Origin of the sequence: Actinomadura sp. 3N407 (assembly GCF_052245875.1) — a bacterium.
Taxonomy (GTDB): domain Bacteria; phylum Actinomycetota; class Actinomycetes; order Streptosporangiales; family Streptosporangiaceae; genus Spirillospora.
Genome location: NZ_JBQQBP010000016.1, coordinates 116532 through 130459 on the forward strand (window position 1 = coordinate 116532; position 13928 = coordinate 130459).

The 13928-nt window shown below is 74.4% G+C and carries 18 protein-coding genes; 9 read left to right on the top strand and 9 right to left on the bottom strand.

Annotated elements, in window-relative coordinates; genetic code table 11:
- Window positions 1–34 precede the first annotated feature (34 nt).
- Both ACTWPP_RS33115 and ACTWPP_RS33120 read right to left on the bottom strand, forming a co-directional pair.
- Window positions 35–1138: a flavin-containing monooxygenase gene (locus ACTWPP_RS33115; protein ID WP_443108322.1), complete on the bottom strand. Its 1104-nt coding sequence runs from the start codon at window positions 1136–1138 to the stop codon at window positions 35–37.
- Window positions 1139–1294: 156 nt separating this feature from the next.
- Entirely contained in the window at window positions 1295–1552 is a 258-nt protein-coding gene (locus tag ACTWPP_RS33120) for a hypothetical protein (RefSeq protein WP_443108323.1), read from the bottom strand.
- A 94-nt stretch (window positions 1553–1646) separates the two neighbouring features.
- Here ACTWPP_RS33120 and ACTWPP_RS33125 point away from each other — a divergent pair, with 94 nt between their 5' ends.
- Genes ACTWPP_RS33125 through ACTWPP_RS33135 form a run of 3 tightly spaced genes read left to right on the top strand, consistent with a single transcriptional unit; the run spans window position 1647 to window position 3960 of the window.
- Complete coding sequence (locus ACTWPP_RS33125; protein WP_443108324.1) at window positions 1647–2414, top strand: SDR family NAD(P)-dependent oxidoreductase; 768 nt, start codon at window positions 1647–1649, stop codon at window positions 2412–2414.
- Window positions 2411–3031, top strand: a complete 621-nt coding sequence (locus tag ACTWPP_RS33130; protein ID WP_443108325.1) for an NAD-dependent epimerase/dehydratase family protein — start codon at window positions 2411–2413, stop codon at window positions 3029–3031. Before ACTWPP_RS33125 ends, ACTWPP_RS33130 begins: the two co-directional genes overlap by 4 nt.
- Window positions 3028–3960 carry an RNA polymerase sigma-70 factor gene (locus ACTWPP_RS33135; protein ID WP_443108326.1) on the top strand — a complete coding sequence of 311 codons (933 nt, stop codon included), beginning with the start codon at window positions 3028–3030 and terminating at the stop codon, window positions 3958–3960. The genes ACTWPP_RS33130 and ACTWPP_RS33135 overlap by 4 nt, the downstream gene beginning before the upstream one ends.
- 88 nt (window positions 3961–4048) lie before the next feature.
- Here the strand turns inward: ACTWPP_RS33135 and ACTWPP_RS33140 are convergent, their stop codons facing one another.
- Window positions 4049–4549, bottom strand: coding sequence for an FBP domain-containing protein (locus ACTWPP_RS33140; RefSeq protein WP_443108327.1), 501 nt, complete (start codon window positions 4547–4549; stop codon window positions 4049–4051).
- 73 nt (window positions 4550–4622) lie between these two features.
- Here ACTWPP_RS33140 and ACTWPP_RS33145 point away from each other — a divergent pair, with 73 nt between their 5' ends.
- Window positions 4623–5198 (top strand): TetR/AcrR family transcriptional regulator, encoded by a 576-nt coding sequence (locus ACTWPP_RS33145; protein WP_443108328.1) that lies wholly within the window; start codon window positions 4623–4625, stop codon window positions 5196–5198.
- A 191-nt stretch (window positions 5199–5389) separates the two neighbouring features.
- On the opposite strand, the gene ACTWPP_RS33150 is transcribed toward ACTWPP_RS33145, so the two are convergent.
- Window positions 5390–5977: a dihydrofolate reductase family protein gene (locus tag ACTWPP_RS33150; RefSeq protein WP_443108329.1), complete on the bottom strand. Its 588-nt coding sequence runs from the start codon at window positions 5975–5977 to the stop codon at window positions 5390–5392.
- A 116-nt stretch (window positions 5978–6093) separates the two neighbouring features.
- Here ACTWPP_RS33150 and ACTWPP_RS33155 point away from each other — a divergent pair, with 116 nt between their 5' ends.
- Window positions 6094–8841 carry a BTAD domain-containing putative transcriptional regulator gene (locus ACTWPP_RS33155; protein WP_443108330.1) on the top strand — a complete coding sequence of 916 codons (2748 nt, stop codon included), beginning with the start codon at window positions 6094–6096 and terminating at the stop codon, window positions 8839–8841.
- 225 nt (window positions 8842–9066) lie between these two features.
- Here ACTWPP_RS33155 and ACTWPP_RS33160 read toward each other — a convergent pair whose 3' ends face one another.
- The 3 genes from ACTWPP_RS33160 to ACTWPP_RS33170 are packed head-to-tail and all read right to left on the bottom strand — an operon-like array spanning window position 9067 to window position 10523.
- Window positions 9067–9408, bottom strand: a complete 342-nt coding sequence (locus ACTWPP_RS33160; protein ID WP_443108331.1) for a membrane dipeptidase — start codon at window positions 9406–9408, stop codon at window positions 9067–9069.
- Window positions 9405–9821: a membrane dipeptidase gene (locus ACTWPP_RS33165; protein ID WP_443108332.1), complete on the bottom strand. Its 417-nt coding sequence runs from the start codon at window positions 9819–9821 to the stop codon at window positions 9405–9407. The genes ACTWPP_RS33160 and ACTWPP_RS33165 overlap by 4 nt, the downstream gene beginning before the upstream one ends.
- Window positions 9822–9875: 54 nt before the next feature.
- Entirely contained in the window at window positions 9876–10523 is a 648-nt protein-coding gene (locus tag ACTWPP_RS33170) for a TetR/AcrR family transcriptional regulator (RefSeq protein WP_443108333.1), read from the bottom strand.
- A gap of 89 nt (window positions 10524–10612) precedes the next feature.
- On the opposite strand from ACTWPP_RS33170, the gene ACTWPP_RS33175 reads away from it, so the two are divergent.
- Together ACTWPP_RS33175 and ACTWPP_RS33180 are read left to right on the top strand one after the other, a co-directional pair.
- Window positions 10613–11071, top strand: a complete 459-nt coding sequence (locus tag ACTWPP_RS33175) for an ester cyclase (RefSeq protein WP_443108334.1) — start codon at window positions 10613–10615, stop codon at window positions 11069–11071.
- Window positions 11068–11562, top strand: a complete 495-nt coding sequence (locus ACTWPP_RS33180) for a DUF3237 domain-containing protein (RefSeq protein ID WP_443108335.1) — start codon at window positions 11068–11070, stop codon at window positions 11560–11562. The genes ACTWPP_RS33175 and ACTWPP_RS33180 overlap by 4 nt, the downstream gene beginning before the upstream one ends.
- A gap of 12 nt (window positions 11563–11574) precedes the next feature.
- Here the strand turns inward: ACTWPP_RS33180 and ACTWPP_RS33185 are convergent, their stop codons facing one another.
- Entirely contained in the window at window positions 11575–11979 is a 405-nt protein-coding gene (locus tag ACTWPP_RS33185; RefSeq protein ID WP_443108336.1) for an ArsI/CadI family heavy metal resistance metalloenzyme, read from the bottom strand.
- Between the two features lie 152 nt (window positions 11980–12131).
- Between ACTWPP_RS33185 and ACTWPP_RS33190 the strand changes: the two genes are divergently transcribed.
- Window positions 12132–12488: an ArsR/SmtB family transcription factor gene (locus ACTWPP_RS33190; RefSeq protein ID WP_443108337.1), complete on the top strand. Its 357-nt coding sequence runs from the start codon at window positions 12132–12134 to the stop codon at window positions 12486–12488.
- Window positions 12485–13195, top strand: coding sequence for a methyltransferase domain-containing protein (locus tag ACTWPP_RS33195; RefSeq protein ID WP_443108338.1), 711 nt, complete (start codon window positions 12485–12487; stop codon window positions 13193–13195). The genes ACTWPP_RS33190 and ACTWPP_RS33195 overlap by 4 nt, the downstream gene beginning before the upstream one ends.
- 9 nt (window positions 13196–13204) lie before the next feature.
- On the opposite strand, the gene ACTWPP_RS33200 is transcribed toward ACTWPP_RS33195, so the two are convergent.
- Window positions 13205–13918, bottom strand: coding sequence for a TetR/AcrR family transcriptional regulator (locus ACTWPP_RS33200; protein WP_443108339.1), 714 nt, complete (start codon window positions 13916–13918; stop codon window positions 13205–13207).
- Window positions 13919–13928: the final 10 nt, after the last annotated feature.

Sequence of the window (13928 nt, forward strand, 5' to 3'; positions counted from 1 at the left end):
CCGCAGCCGACGGCCACCAGCAGGGCCGTGCGTCTCAAGCCGCGACCGCGGTTTGCCGCGCCCGGGGGTGGGCGGCGATCTTGTCGGCGACGTACGCCGCGTCCCGGCCGACGCCACTGATCTCGCCCGAGGCGAACGCGTACTGGAACGCCAGGCCGCAGAAGTAGAGGCCCGGCACGGACTCGACCACGCCGCGGTACTCCACCGGCCACCCGTCCTCGATCGGCAGCGGGAGGTCGATCCAGTCGTAGACCTGCCGGAACCCGGTGGCCCAGACGATGCTCGCGACGTCGAAGGCGCGGCCGTCCTCGAGGCGCGGTAGCCCGTCGGCGACGCCCACGACGTGCTCGGTGATCCATTCCACATCGCGCACCCCCAGATGATGGCGCTTGATCCGCAGCTGCGGGGCGCCGTGGTGGCGAATCTTCTGCATCACCTTGCGTCCCATCGGCGTGCGCCGGGTGAGCACGTGATTGAAGGCGAACTCGATGAACGGGAATGCCGCGTGGAACCGCCGCGAGCCCCATTCGAGAGGGATGTTCCCGCGGTCGGGTCCGACCAGCGTGGTGGGACGGTCAGCGGCCAGGTCGTAGGCGATGTCCAACCCACTGTGCGAGGCACCGACGACCAGCACCGGCCCGTCGGGCAGCTGGGAGGGCCGGCGGTACTCGCCGGAGTGGAGCTGTTGGATCCGGGGGGTGATGTCGGCGGCGAAGGCCGGGATCTGCGGCGTACGGCCGAAGGTGCCGGTCGCCAGTACGACGTTGTCGCAGGTGACCTCGTCGGCTCCGAGGACCGCGGTGAAACCTCCGCCCTCGAGGGCCGCGAGCCGATCGACCCGGGACTGCGTCCGCACCGGCAGGCCGTTGGTGACGGCGTACAGCTCGAGGTACTCGGCGAACTCGTCCTTGGTCGCAAACTCCCACGGGTCGCCGGGGAACGGCATCCCGTCCAAGCCATTGGCCCGGGCGGGCGTGAACAGCCTGAGGCTGTCGTAGTGGCAGCGCCAGTTGTCACCGACCCGCTCGCGCTCGTCGACGATCAGGAACTCCCGACCGAGCCGCTGGAGGTGGTAGCCGACCGCCAAGCCGGCCTGGCCGGCACCGATGATCAGGGTTTCGATGTGTTGGGTGGTCATGGTTCGTTCTCCTTGGTTCCAGCCACTCACGAGTGATCCCGGCGACCAGGTCGGCGTGGCGGCACCGCGGGCGCGTGCCCGCCGGGCACCGGGTGAAAGTCCGGGTCGGGATCGGCATCGCGCCGGCCGGAGTCGGGGCCTCTCATGACGCCTACGCTAGAAACCCGACGGCCCGGTGCGCGTCGGCCGCGATACCCATTCCCTCCTCGGCCCGATGGGTGGATCGACGCACGACCCGCCACCGGTCACGGACACAGGACCCGCCCGGTCGCGCGGGTGCCTCCCGGCCCGCTCGCAGTGCCGCTCCAGCGCCGCGGCCAGGGCGGCGTTGAACGCGACGGCGTCGCCTTCGGCGATCGCGCGCAGCATCCGGCCCTCGGAGATGTCCGGGTACGTCTCGGCGGGCCGCTTCATTTTCCGTCCGCATGTCACAGGCGGCCGGACTGTCTCGTCTCGGGTCTCGAAGAAGGGTTCGAGAAGAACCACCATCCATAGCGAGGAGCCGGTCATGAGCGGGCAGACCACACAACAGAAGGTCGCTCTGGTCACCGGGGCGAACAAGGGGATCGGCCGTGCGGCCGCCGAGCAGCTCGCCGGGCTGGGCATGACGGTCCTGATCGGCGCCCGGGACGAGCGGCGCGGCGAGGAGGCCGCCGCGGCGCTGCGCGCAGCGGGCGGCGACGCGCACGCCGTCACCCTGGACGTCACCGACCAGGCCACCGCCCGGGCGGCCGCCGAGCGGATCCGGGAGCGCTTCGGCCGCCTCGACGTGCTGATCAACAACGCCGCCATCACCGGCTCCGGGCAGGTCTCGCCCGCCGACGCCCACGACCAGGTCCCCAGCTCCGTCGACCTGGACATGGTCCGGGCGGTGTTCGAGACCAACGTCCTCGGCGTGATCGCGGTGACCAACGCCATGCTGCCGCTGCTGCGGCGCTCCCCGGCGCCGCGCATCGTCAACGTCAGCAGCCACGCCGCGTCGCTGACCCTCACCGGCGACCCCGACGGCCCCTTCGCGGCGCTGCTGCCGTCGGCCGCGTACACGCCCTCCAAGTCCGCGCTGAGCGCGCTGACCGTGCAGTACGCCAACGAGCTGCGCAAGGACGGCGTCCTCGTCAACGCCGCCGCCCCCGGATTCGTCGACACCGACAGCAACGACCACACCGGCCACCTCACCCCCGCGCAGGGCGCCGCGGTCGTGGTGCGCCTGGCCACGCTCGGCGCGGACGGACCCACCGCCGGGTTCTTCGGCGAGGACGGCCCGGTGCCCTGGTGACGGCGGTCCCGGCCGCGGCCGAGGCGGCCGGCGTCCCCCATGTCGTCGCGCAGGGCTACGGCGCCTGGAACGGCATCCGCGAGGGCGGCTGGGTGAAGACCGAGGACGACCCGGTGGACCCGATGAGGGGAACGCCGGCGGAACCGGGGATGGCGGCGATCGGCCATGTCGAGGACGTCGTCGTCAAGGCCGGCGGCGCCGTCCTTCGCTACGGCTGGTTCTACGGGCCGGGCGCCACCGGCGACCTGGCCGAGCCCGTGCGCAAGCGGCGGTTCCCGGTCGTCGGGGGCGGCGCCGGCCACTGCTCGTGGGTGCATCTGGACGACGCGGCGAGCGCCACCGTCCTGTCCGTGGAGCAGAAGGCGAGGGGCGTGTTCAACATCGTCGACGACGAACCCGCCCCGGCCCGGGAGTGGCTGCCCCACCTGGCCGGGTGCGCGGGCGCCAAGCGGCCGATGCGGGTCCCCGCGTGGCTGGCCCGGCCGCTGGCCGGGGACGTGGCGGTGATGATGATGACCGAGGGCCGCGGCTTCTCCAACGCCAAGGCCAGGCGGGAGCTCGGCTGGGAGCCGCGCCACCCGTCCTGGCGGCAGGGCTTCAAGGAGGAGCCGGCGTGAGCAGGGCCGACGAGTTCGTGGACCTGCGGCCCCTGCTGTTCTCGATCGCCTACCGGATCCTGGGCAGCGTCAGCGAGGCCGAGGACGCGGTCCAGGACGCCTGGCTGCGCTACGAGGCGACCCCCGCCGTGCCCGCCTCGCCCAAGGCGTTCCTGTCGGCCGTGGTCACCCGGATCTCCATCGACGTGCTGCGCTCGGCCCGCGTCCGCCGCGAGGAGTACGTCGGGCCGTGGTTCCCCGAACCCCTGCTGGCCGACCCCTACCAGGACCCGGAGCGCTCGGCGGAGCTGGCCGACTCGATGTCGATGGCGGCCCTCCTCCTGCTCGAACGGCTCAGCCCCCTCGAACGCGCGGTCTTCGTGCTGCGCGAGGTGTTCGGGTTCGGCTTCCCCGAGATCGCCTCTGCCGTGGAACGCTCGGAGCCCGCCTGCCGCCAGCTCGCGGTCCGGGCACGCCGCCACATGGACGCGGGCCGGCCCCGGTTCGAGGCCGGCCGCCGAAAGCGCGAGGAGCTCGCCGGCCGGTTCCTCGACGCCTTCCGGGACGGGGACGTCGACGGGCTGACCGGACTGCTGGCCGCCGACGTCCAGATGGTCGGCGACGGCGGCGGCAAGGCCCCCCAGTGGGCCGACCGCTTCATCGGCGCCGAGAACGTGGCCCGGGTCCTCGCCGCGCTCGCCCGCCCGTTCGCCCGGATCGAGGCGGAGGTGGAGCCGCACCAGGTGAACGGCCAGCCGGGCGCGATCTTCCGCGACCGCGACGGCAGGATCCTCACCACCTGGATCCTCGACATCCTCGACGGGCGGATCCAGACGATCCGCACGGTGATCAACCCCGACAAGCTCGGGCACCTCGGCCCCGTGGCGGACGCCTGGGAGGCACTCCGCGAGGCCGGCCAGGCCCGCCGCCCCCGGCCTCATCCCGGGTAGAGCGACGGGCGCGCCATGCCGCGCCCGAAGCCCGGGCCCCGCCCGAGCCGCACGCGGGGCCGCACAGGGCCGCACGGGGCCCGGCGGGTCATCTGGTGATCTTGCCGAGGAACGCGTCCAGGTTGGCGTGCAGGCGGGCGACCTTCTCCTCCAGGGACAGCGACTCCTCCAGGTCCCTCCCGGCCACGGACTCCTTCTTGCCCCGCAGGTACAGGGAGCAGTCCAGGTCGCCGCACAGGTACTGCCCGACGGTGTTGCCCTGGCGGCCGGCCTCGCCGGTGCGGCGCGCGGTCATCAGCGCCACGCCGCCGCCGGTGCGCGTGGTCAGGCACAGCGAGCACATGCTGCGCGCGGTGAAGCCGCGTCCGCCGCCGGAGGCGGTCACCCGCAGCGCGATGCCGACCAGCCCGCCACCGCGTTCGGCGATCAGATGGGCGCGTCCGGGCGCGCCCGGATCCCGCCAGCCGAGGAAGTCCAGGTCGTCCCACGGCCGGTCCGCGAGGTCCCGGGGGAGCCCGAGCCGCCTGGCCTCGCCCTTGGTGGAGTTGACGAAGGATGCGCGGATGTCGCTCTCGGTCATCGCCCTCATGGGCACCGAGGCTAGCTAGGCTGACTCTGTTAGGCAAATTCCTAAATTGCTTAGCTTCTGGGAGGATGGCCGCATGAAACGCGCGGGGGTGACCGCCGAACGCCTGACCCGGGTGGCGGCGGAACTGGCCGACGAGATCGGCTTCGACAACGTCACGGTCACGGCGCTGGCGCGCAGCTTCGGCGTCAAGGAGGCCAGCCTGTACTCCCACATCAGGAACATGCGGGACCTGCGGGTCAGGGTGGCGCTGTTCGCGCTGGCCGAACTCGCCGACGCCGCCGCCGACGCCCTGGCCGGGCGCTCGGGCAAGGACGCCCTGGTGGCCTTCGCCGACGCCTACCGCGACTACGCCAGGAGACATCCGGGACGGTACGCCGCCAGCCGGTTCAGCCTCGACCCGGAGACCGCGGCGGCCAGCGCCGCCGTCCGGCACGTGGAGATGACCCGGGCGATCCTGCGCGGCTACCGCATCCCCGAGTCCGACCAGATCGACGCGATCCGGCTGCTGGGCAGCACCTTCCACGGATTCGTGAGCCTGGAGGCCGCGGAGGCCTTCCGGCACTCCCGCGACGCGCGCGGCACCGACGCCTCATGGTCGAGGATCCTGGACACCCTCCACGCCGCCCTCACCAGCTGGCCCCCGCCCTGACCGCCGCCCTGACCGGCCGTCGCCGCCGGCGGCGGACCGGCGACGACGCCCGCAGCGGCCGGCCCGGCGCCCGCCGCACGCCCCGCTCCACCGACACCGGCCGGCCGGGGGAGCCGCCCCCGCGGAAGGGCGGGCATGGCGGGGCCGCTCACGCCCCATCCCCGAGGTCCGCGGCCGCCGGGCGTCACCCGCTACTTCACGATGCGGTAGAGGAGGTGGGTGGCGTGCGGGGTGTCGGTCACGCTCGCCACTTCGAGCTGGATGTGGTCATCGCCGATGTGGTCCAGGAGCCGGGTGCCCCCGCCGAACAGCACGGGGACCAGATGGATCCCGATCTCGTCGACCAGCCCCGCCCTGACGAACTGGCCGGCGACGTCCGGGCCGCCCATCACGTAGACGTCCTTGCCGGCGGCGGTCTCCCTCGCCCGCCGCAGGGCGCTTTCCACGCCGTCGGTCACGAACGTGTAGACGCCGTTCTCGGGCACGTCCCCGGGCGCGGGCGCCCGATGGGTCACGACGAACAACGGCAGCCGGGCGGAGCCCGTCGGCCCGTCGGCCCCCCACCAGCGCAGCGAGTCGTCATAGGTCCGCCTCCCGCCGATGAAGGCGCCCGCCCCCGCCCTGGCGGCGGCCAGCAGCTCGCCGCCGGCGGTGTCGCCGCCCATCGCCCACTCGTGCAGCCGCTCGCCGCCCTTGCCGAGCGGCTCCTCCGGCGTGGGGGCGGACGCCCGGACGAACCCGTCCAGCGACATGCTCACATCGAAGATCACCTTGCTCATGGGACTCCCTCGGTGGATCACACTCGTACGGATCGGCCGCCAGCCTGGCGGACCGCGGTGGCAGAGTCGTGTCAGTCCGGTGAAACGTCCCGCCGGGCCGGGAAGGGGTGATCCGCGTGCTGAGCGTCGAGCTGCTCGGGCCGCTGCGCGTGTCGGTGGCCGGGCGGCCGGTGGAGCTGCCGGCCGGGCGGCTGCGCGCGCTGCTGGCCGTGCTGGCCATGTCGGCGGGCCGCACCGTCCCCGCGGACAGGCTGGCGACCGCCGTGTGGGGCGCCGGCGCGGGCGGCGACCCCGGCGCCAACGTCCGCACCAACGTCAAGCGGCTGCGCCGCGCCCTGGAGGCCGAGGAGCTGATCGCGGCCCGGCCCGGCGGCTACCTGCTGGCCGCCGCGCCGGGCGACGTGGACGCGCTGCGCTTCGGCCGCCTGCTCGACGACGCCGCGGCCGAGCACGACCCGGCGGCCGAGCGGCCCCTGCTGGCCGCCGCGCTCGCGCTGTGGCGCGGTGTCCCCTTCGACGGGATCCGGTCGGACTGGCTGGAGCAGTCCGCGGCGCCGGCGCTGCGGGAGCGGTACCTGACCGCGCTGGAGCGGCGGGCCGACCTGGACCTGGCGGCGGGAACGCGTCCCGACCCGGCCGGGCTGGCCGATGCCGCCGCGCGGCATCCGCTGCGGGAATCGCTGTGGGCGCGGCTGCTGCGGGCCCTGGAGGCGGCCGGGCGGCCCGCCGAGGCGCTGGAGCGGTACGAGACGATCCGGCGCCGCCTCGCCGACGAACTCGGCGCCGACCCCAGCCCCGAGCTGCGGCAGGTCCACGCCGACCTCCTCGCCGGCGGCGCGCCGCCCGAAGTCCGCGCGGTGCCGCGGCAGCTGCCCGCCGCCGTCGCAGGGTTCGCCGGGCGGGAGGACGAGCTGGCGGCACTGGACGCGCTGCTCGGCCCGCCGGACGGGCCGCCGCCCGTCGCGGTGATCACCGGCACCGCCGGGGTCGGGAAGACCACCCTCGCCGTGCACTGGGCCCACCGGGTCGCCGGACGCTTCCCCGACGGCCAGCTCTACCTCGACCTGCGCGGATACGGCCCGTCGGGCGAGGCGCCGCAGCCGTCGGCGGCCATCGCCGAGTTCCTCGGCGCGCTGCGGGTGCCGCCGCACCGGATCCCCGGCGGCACCGCCGCCCAGGCCGGGCTGTACCGCAGCCTGCTGGCCGGGCGGCGCATGCTGGTGCTGCTGGACAACGCCCGCGACACCGACCAGGTCGCCCCCCTGCTGCCCGGGACGCCCGGCTGCCTGACGCTGATCACCAGCCGGGACCACCTCCCCGGAGTCGTCACGGCCTATGGCGCGCGTCCCCTCAACCTCGGCCTGCTGCCGCCGGACCAGGCCGGGCGGCTGCTGGCCGCCCGGCTCGGGAGGGACCGCGTCACCGCCGACCCCGCCGCCGCCGACCAGATCGTCCGCCGCTGCGCCGGGCTGCCGCTGGCACTGGCGATCGTCGCCGCCCGCGCCGCGATCCACCCCGCGCACCCGCTCGGCGCGCTCGCCGGCGAACTCCGCGACACCCTCGGCACACTGGACCGCACCGCCGGCGTCCGGGCGATCTTCTCATGGTCCTACGACACCCTCGGTGACGAGACGGCGCGGCTGTTCCGCCTGGTCGCCGGGCTGCACCCCGGCCCCGGCGTCACCACCGACGCCGCCGCGAGCCTCGCGGGCGTCCCGGCCCCGCGGGTACGGGCGCCGCTGGACGCGCTGACCCGCGCCAACCTGCTCACCGAGCACGCCCCGGGCCGCCACTCCTGCCACGACCTGCTGCGCGCCTACGCCGCCGAACTCTGCGAGGCCCGCGACCCGGACCGCGACGCCGCGCGGCACCGCATCGTGGACCACTACGTCCACACCGCGCACGCCGCCGCGCTGCACCTCCCCGGGCCCACCGGGACCACCGCCCCCGCCGCGCCCCGCCCCGGCGTGTCCGTGACCGGCTTCGCCGGGCCCGGCGACGCGGCGGCATGGCTCGCCGCCGAGCGCCCGGCCCTGCTGGCCGCCCTGAAACTCGCCGCCGATCTGCGCCTGGACCGGCACGTCTGCCACCTGGCGCGGGCGCTGTTCGTCTTCCTGCACCGGCGGGGCCGCTGGCTGGACCGGGCCGAGACCCAGCGGGCGGCCGTGGCCGCCGCCCGGCGGCTGGGCGACCCGGCCGAACAGGCACGGGCGCACCGCGACCTGGCGCTGGCGCTGGCCGACCTGGGCCGCTTCGGCGACGCCCACCGCCACCTCGACACCGCACTGGAACGTTCGCACGACGACCCGGCAGGTCAGGCGTGGGCGCACTACCACCGCGACCTCGTCTACGCCGCGCAGGGACGGGAGGCCGACGCGCTCGACGCCGCCCGCCGCGCCCACGACCTGTTCGACCGGCTGGGCGACGAGGCCGGCCGGGCCATGGCGCTCACCGACCTCGGCTGGCATCACGGCCGCCTCGGACACCACGGCCGGGCCCTCGACCTGTGCGAGCGGGCCCTGATCCTGCACCGAAGGTCCGGCAACCGCCCCCATGAGGCCCACACGCTGTCCTGCCTCGCCGACACCCGGCTCAAGCTGGGCGACCCCGCGGGGGCCGACCCCCTCTACCGGCGGGCCCTCGACCTGTTCCGGGAGTTCGGCGACCGGTACGCCGAGGCCGGCGTCCTCGCCCACCTCGGCGCCTGCCGCCACCTCACCGGCGACCACGCGGCCGCCCGCGAGCACTGGCGCCGCGCCCGCGCCGTCCTCGGCGACCTCGACCCCACCTCCGCCGACCTCGTCCGCGTCCAGCTCACGATGACCGACGCGTCCGCCGCCGCGGCCTTCCACCGGCACCGCTGACCCGCCGCTTCCCGGCGCGCACGTCGGCGGTGACCGGACCCGACCGAGCGTCCGGCCATGAGGCACCCATGCAGACGATCACCGTGGACGGGTTCACCGCCTTCGGCGCCGACACGGTGGGGCCGCATCGTGCGCCGTTCCCGCCGACGCCACCGCCCACGACAGGCGTGCCACGCCACATCGGGGTCAGGCGCCGGGACGGGAGGAGCCGACAGGTGTCGAGGGTCAGGCGAGATGGGCGGCGAGCAGCCGGTGGAGGTTGCCGCCGAGGATCCCGCGGATGTCGGGCTCGGCCCGGCCGCGGGCGAGGAGCTCGCCGGTGACCAGGGGCAGGCCCGAGGGACCGGCGAGGCCGGGGAGAGTGGCCATGACGTCGAAGTCGACGGTCGCCGCGGGATCCTCGCAGCAGGGCGGGGTGAGGTCGGTGAAGACCTCGCGGACGAAGTCCGGGCCGAGGCCGACGTGGTCGGCGCCCGCCACCGACGCGACGTGCTCGATGTGGTCGGCCAGCCGCGCGACGGTGTAGCCGGACGGATCGGCGGCCAGGAAGCCCGGCAGGAAGTTCACGCAGACCACACCGCCGGACGCCGAGCCGGTGCACGGTCGCGAGCAGCTCGACGTTCGCGTCCAGCCCCGGGCATGCTCTCCAGCGCCAGGACCAGCGCGATCTTCCCCTCGGCCAGTGCCGCGTCGATCTGCGGCCCGCCGAGGCAGAGCCGGACGTCCCCGGCGCTCCCCTCGGCGATCGCGTGCGCGCACTCGATCATCCGGAGCGTCTCGCGCAGCGCCCCCTCGGGCCGGAACCGGTCGTCGATGAACACCGGGAGCACCTGGAGATCGACTCCGCCCGCGCGGAGCTGCGGCAGCCACCGCTCCCTGAAGAAGGACGCCCACCGCGCGGGCGGGCGGGCCGCCACCGCCATCAGCAGGTCATTGTGCGCGTCGGCCACCACCGCGCTGTCATGCAAGTCCGCAGGCATGACCGGCACTGTAGGGGGACCGGAACACGGCGGGTCCTCACACCGCGGCCCCGATCACCGCGGAGGGGCGAGGAGGCCTTCGATGACGCGGCGGACCTTGGCCACGGCCCCGTGGTCGCCGAGGCGCAGGGCGGTGTTGGCGGCCATGAGGACCGCGTCGATCTGGAAGGCCGCGAGGTCGGCGTCCACGTCGGCGATCTCGCCTTCGCCGGCGGCGTGCCGCAGTTCGCCGGCCAAGACGCAGAGCCAGTCGCGATGCCCGCGGAACAGGGCGTCGCGGACCGGGCCCGGCCGGCTGTCGAAGTCGGCGAGGTTGGCCGCCCAGAAGCAGCCGCCGGCGAACAGCGGGGTCTCGGCGTAGCCGATCCAGTGCTCGGTCAGCGCGCGCAGCCGCGCGGCGCCGCGCGGCGCGTCCCCGGCGGGCCGGACGACGGCGTCGGTGAACTGCTCGCCCGCCGACTCCACGGCCGCGAGCTGCAGATTCTCCTTCGTCCTGAAGAGGGTCTGGATGCCGCTCTTGCTGAGCCCCAGGTCGGTGGCCAGCCGGCCGAGGCTGAGGCCGGTGAGTCCGTCGAGGGACGCGACGTCCACGGCGTGGCGCGCGATGGTCCGCCTGGCCCGCGCGCCGCGCACCAGGCGCCGGTCGGTCACCGCCGCGTCCGCCCGCCCGTGCGCGCCGGGCCGCTGTGCGAGTTCGCTCATCGGGTCCATCCTGCCACAAACCCGATAGACGTACGACCGGACGTATGTTTAACTCGTGGCGCCACGGTACGTCGTCAGGAGGAGTGCGCATGGAGCCGATGTTCGAGCTGGCGCAGGCGCTGGCCGCCGCGAAGAGCCGGCAGGACCTGCCCGCGGCCATGAAGCTGCTGCATCACGAGATGGTGCTCGAGGCCCCGGCGTTCGGGACGACGGCCCGCGGCCCCGCCGAGAACGAGAAGGCGCTGGCCCGGTTCTTCGCGTCCTTCCCGGACTACGACGTCGCCCTGGAGGGGCACGCGGGCGGCGGCGACGCCCTGGCCTGCTGGGGGACGGCGCGGATGACCATGACCGGCGACCGGTTCGGCGTGACACCGAACGGCGGCCGCGCCGAACTGCCCGTGTTCATCCGGTTCGCCTTCAAAGACGGCCTGATCTGCGGGGAGCGGTTCTTCTTCGACCTGTCGGCGCTCTGCGCCCAGTCGGGCGTGTCGACCGACGCGGTCCGGCGGAGCCTGTTCGGGGAGGCGTTCGCGGGGGAGGGGCGATGACGGCGGACCCGCGCGTCAGGGACGTCGGCGAGATCGCGACGGCGCATCTCCTCGACCTGGTCGTCGACCTGAATCCACAGCTGGACATGGGCGCCGGGCCGTTCGGCCGGCGGATCCTGTTCGGCGGCGCCGGCGGCACGTTCGACGGCCCGAGGCTGCGCGGGGACGTGCTGCCCGGCGGCGGCGACTGGGCGCTGTTCCGCCCCGGCGGATCGATGACGCTGGACGTCCGGCTGACGCTGCGCACCCACGACGGCGCCCTGGTGTACATGGGCTACGGGGGCCGCTGGATCACCCCGCCGGAACTGCGCGCCGCCGTGGCCGATCCGGCCGGCCGGCACCGGGTCGACCCCGCCGGCTACTACTTCCGGACCAATCCGCTCTTCGAGACCGGCTCCGAGCGGTACGCATGGCTCAACGACATCGTCTGCGTGGGATCGGGCTACCTGGTCGAAGGCGGGATCGCGTACAAGATCTCGCAGGTTCTGTGAATCGGGCGCCGGTCAGCAGCAGGTCGAGCCGCCGGCCTTCTCCAGGGTGTCTGCGTCGCCCTTGACGACGTAGACCTCCCAGGGCTCCCGGCCGGGGCCGTGGACCCAGACCTTGTCCTGCACGGCGTAGCAGCAGGACGTGCCGTTCTCCTCCAGGGTGGCCAGGCCCGCGCCGGACAGGCGGCGGGCGGCGTCGCGGACCTGGCCGGAGTCCTCGACCTCGACGCCCAGGTGGTCCAGGCGGGTGGGCTCGCCGCCGGCGCCCTCGATGAGGACGAGCTTGAGCGGCGGCTCGGCGACGGCGAAGTTGGCGTAGCCGGGGCGGCGCTTGGCCGGGCCGGTGCCGAACAGCCTGGAGTAGAAGGCGATCGAGCCCTCCAGGTCGGAGACGCGCAGGGCGAGCTGCACACGGGACATCACGACCTCCTGTTTTGACGCCCATCGAATCAGCGGTCGCACTCAGCATGCGCGCTGCATCGACGAATGTCAATTTAGAAGTACGTCTAATCAAGAAGCGCGTCCGCGCACCCCTACCCCCATGGCCTTTCATCGTCTATCGTCGATTGACGATGGATACGGAGAAGGGGCCGCTCGGCCGGTCCGCCGCCGCAGAGTACGCGTCCTGGTTCAAGGCGCTCGCCGACCCGACCCGCGTGCAGATCGTGTCGCTGCTGGCCCGGCAGGGCCGGCCGATGAACGTGGGCGAGATCGTCGAGGCGGTCGACGTCGGGCAGTCCACCGTGTCGGCGCACCTGAAGGTGCTGGCGGAGGTGCGGTTCGTGCTGGCCGACAGCCGCGGCACCGCCCGCTACTACCGGATCAACGACGCGTGCGTCGGCTGCTTCCCCAGCGCCGCCGACGTCGTCATGGGACGGCCCGCGCCGCAGGCGCCGGCGTGCCGGGAACCGATGGGAGAGACATCATGACCGACGACGTGGTCGAGCGTTACTCCGGGCTGGCGCGGCTGGCCGGGGACGGCGGCCTCCCGCTGCTGGAGGAACCGCGGGGGTGCTTCGGCGCCGCCGCCTACACCGGCGAGGACGACGTCCCCGAGGACGCGCTGCGCGCCAGCCTCGGGTGCGGCAACCCCCTGGCCGTCGCCGACCTGCGCCCCGGCGACACCGTCCTGGACCTGGGGTCGGGGGGAGGGCTGGACGTGCTGCTGTCGGCGCGGCGCGTCGGCCCGTCCGGCGTCGCCTACGGCCTGGACGCCAGCGACGACATGCTCGCCCTCGCCCGCGCCAACGCCGAGCGGGCCGGGGCCGCCAACGCCCGGTTCCTGCGCGGCCGCATCGAGGACGTCCCGCTGCTTGACGGCTCGGTCGACGTCGTCATCTCCAACTGCGTCGTCAACCTCTCGCCCGACAAGCCCCGGGTGCTGGCCGAGGCGTTCCGCGTCCTGCGCCCCGGCGGGCGCCTCGGCATCAGCGACGTCATCGCCGGCGACGGGCTGGACCCCGCGCGGCGGGCCGAGGCCGAGCGCGGCGCCGGGTGCGCCCGCGGGACGCTGACCGCGGGGGAGTACCGGGCCCTGCTGGCCGCGGCCGGGTTCGGCGGCATCGCCCTCACCCCGGCGGGCGACGCCGGGGGCGGCCTGCGGTCGGCGATCGTCCAAGCCGTAAAGCCGGAGTGATCACGGCCGTCAGGGCAGGGCGCCGGCGATGCAGTCCAGGACGCGCTCCAGCCCGTGGCGGAACCGCTCCTCGCCGGTCATGTGGGGCAGCCGCGCGTCCCTGATGACGCGCTCGAACATCGGGTGGGCGCCGGTGTCCAGCAGTTCCCGGACGTAGGGGCCGCTGCGCGTCATCCACAGCTCCGGCGTGATCCCGCTCCGCCGGTTCTCCCGCTCCCATTCGATCTCGCCGCGCACGACGTGCTCGACATAGCCGTTCAGCATGTCGAGCAGGGTGAGCGCGTCGTCGATGGGGACGCCCACGTCCAGCGCGCCGATCGCGAACTCCACCAGCCGCAGCCGGTTGGGGCCGAACGTGGCGCGCGGGCGGTGCAGGCCGGCCAGCCAGGCGTGCCGCAGCCACATCGCGCGGGTGTTCTCGGCGATCAGCGTCAGGTCGGCGCGCCAGTCGCCGGTGGGGCGGGCGGGGACGTCCATCTCGGTCAGGACGTGGTCGGCCATCAGCTCGATCAGGTCGTCGCGGGACGGCACATAGCGGTACAGCGACATCGCGCCGGTGCCGAGCTCGGCGGCGATGCGGCGCATCGAGGCCGCCTCCAGGCCGTCGGCGTCGGCGATGCGGACCGCCGCCTCGGTGATCTGGGCGCGGCTGTAGGCGGGGCGGGGGCCGCGGCCCTGCCGCTCCGGGATCGACCAGATGCTGACGTGCTCGCCGCCTGACAACGGGCCTCCT

Coding starts and splice junctions, on each gene's coding strand:
- ACTWPP_RS33115 (WP_443108322.1), bottom strand. CDS start 1,138: ATGACCACCCAACACATCGAAACCCTGATCATCGGTGCCGGCCAGGCC.
- ACTWPP_RS33120 (WP_443108323.1), bottom strand. CDS start 1,552: ATGAAGCGGCCCGCCGAGACGTACCCGGACATCTCCGAGGGCCGGATG.
- ACTWPP_RS33125 (WP_443108324.1), top strand. CDS start 1,647: ATGAGCGGGCAGACCACACAACAGAAGGTCGCTCTGGTCACCGGGGCG.
- ACTWPP_RS33140 (WP_443108327.1), bottom strand. CDS start 4,549: ATGAGGGCGATGACCGAGAGCGACATCCGCGCATCCTTCGTCAACTCC.
- ACTWPP_RS33145 (WP_443108328.1), top strand. CDS start 4,623: ATGAAACGCGCGGGGGTGACCGCCGAACGCCTGACCCGGGTGGCGGCG.
- ACTWPP_RS33150 (WP_443108329.1), bottom strand. CDS start 5,977: ATGAGCAAGGTGATCTTCGATGTGAGCATGTCGCTGGACGGGTTCGTC.
- ACTWPP_RS33165 (WP_443108332.1), bottom strand. CDS start 9,821: ATGCCTGCGGACTTGCATGACAGCGCGGTGGTGGCCGACGCGCACAAT.
- ACTWPP_RS33170 (WP_443108333.1), bottom strand. CDS start 10,523: ATGAGCGAACTCGCACAGCGGCCCGGCGCGCACGGGCGGGCGGACGCG.
- ACTWPP_RS33175 (WP_443108334.1), top strand. CDS start 10,613: ATGGAGCCGATGTTCGAGCTGGCGCAGGCGCTGGCCGCCGCGAAGAGC.
- ACTWPP_RS33180 (WP_443108335.1), top strand. CDS start 11,068: ATGACGGCGGACCCGCGCGTCAGGGACGTCGGCGAGATCGCGACGGCG.
- ACTWPP_RS33185 (WP_443108336.1), bottom strand. CDS start 11,979: ATGTCCCGTGTGCAGCTCGCCCTGCGCGTCTCCGACCTGGAGGGCTCG.
- ACTWPP_RS33190 (WP_443108337.1), top strand. CDS start 12,132: ATGGATACGGAGAAGGGGCCGCTCGGCCGGTCCGCCGCCGCAGAGTAC.
- ACTWPP_RS33195 (WP_443108338.1), top strand. CDS start 12,485: ATGACCGACGACGTGGTCGAGCGTTACTCCGGGCTGGCGCGGCTGGCC.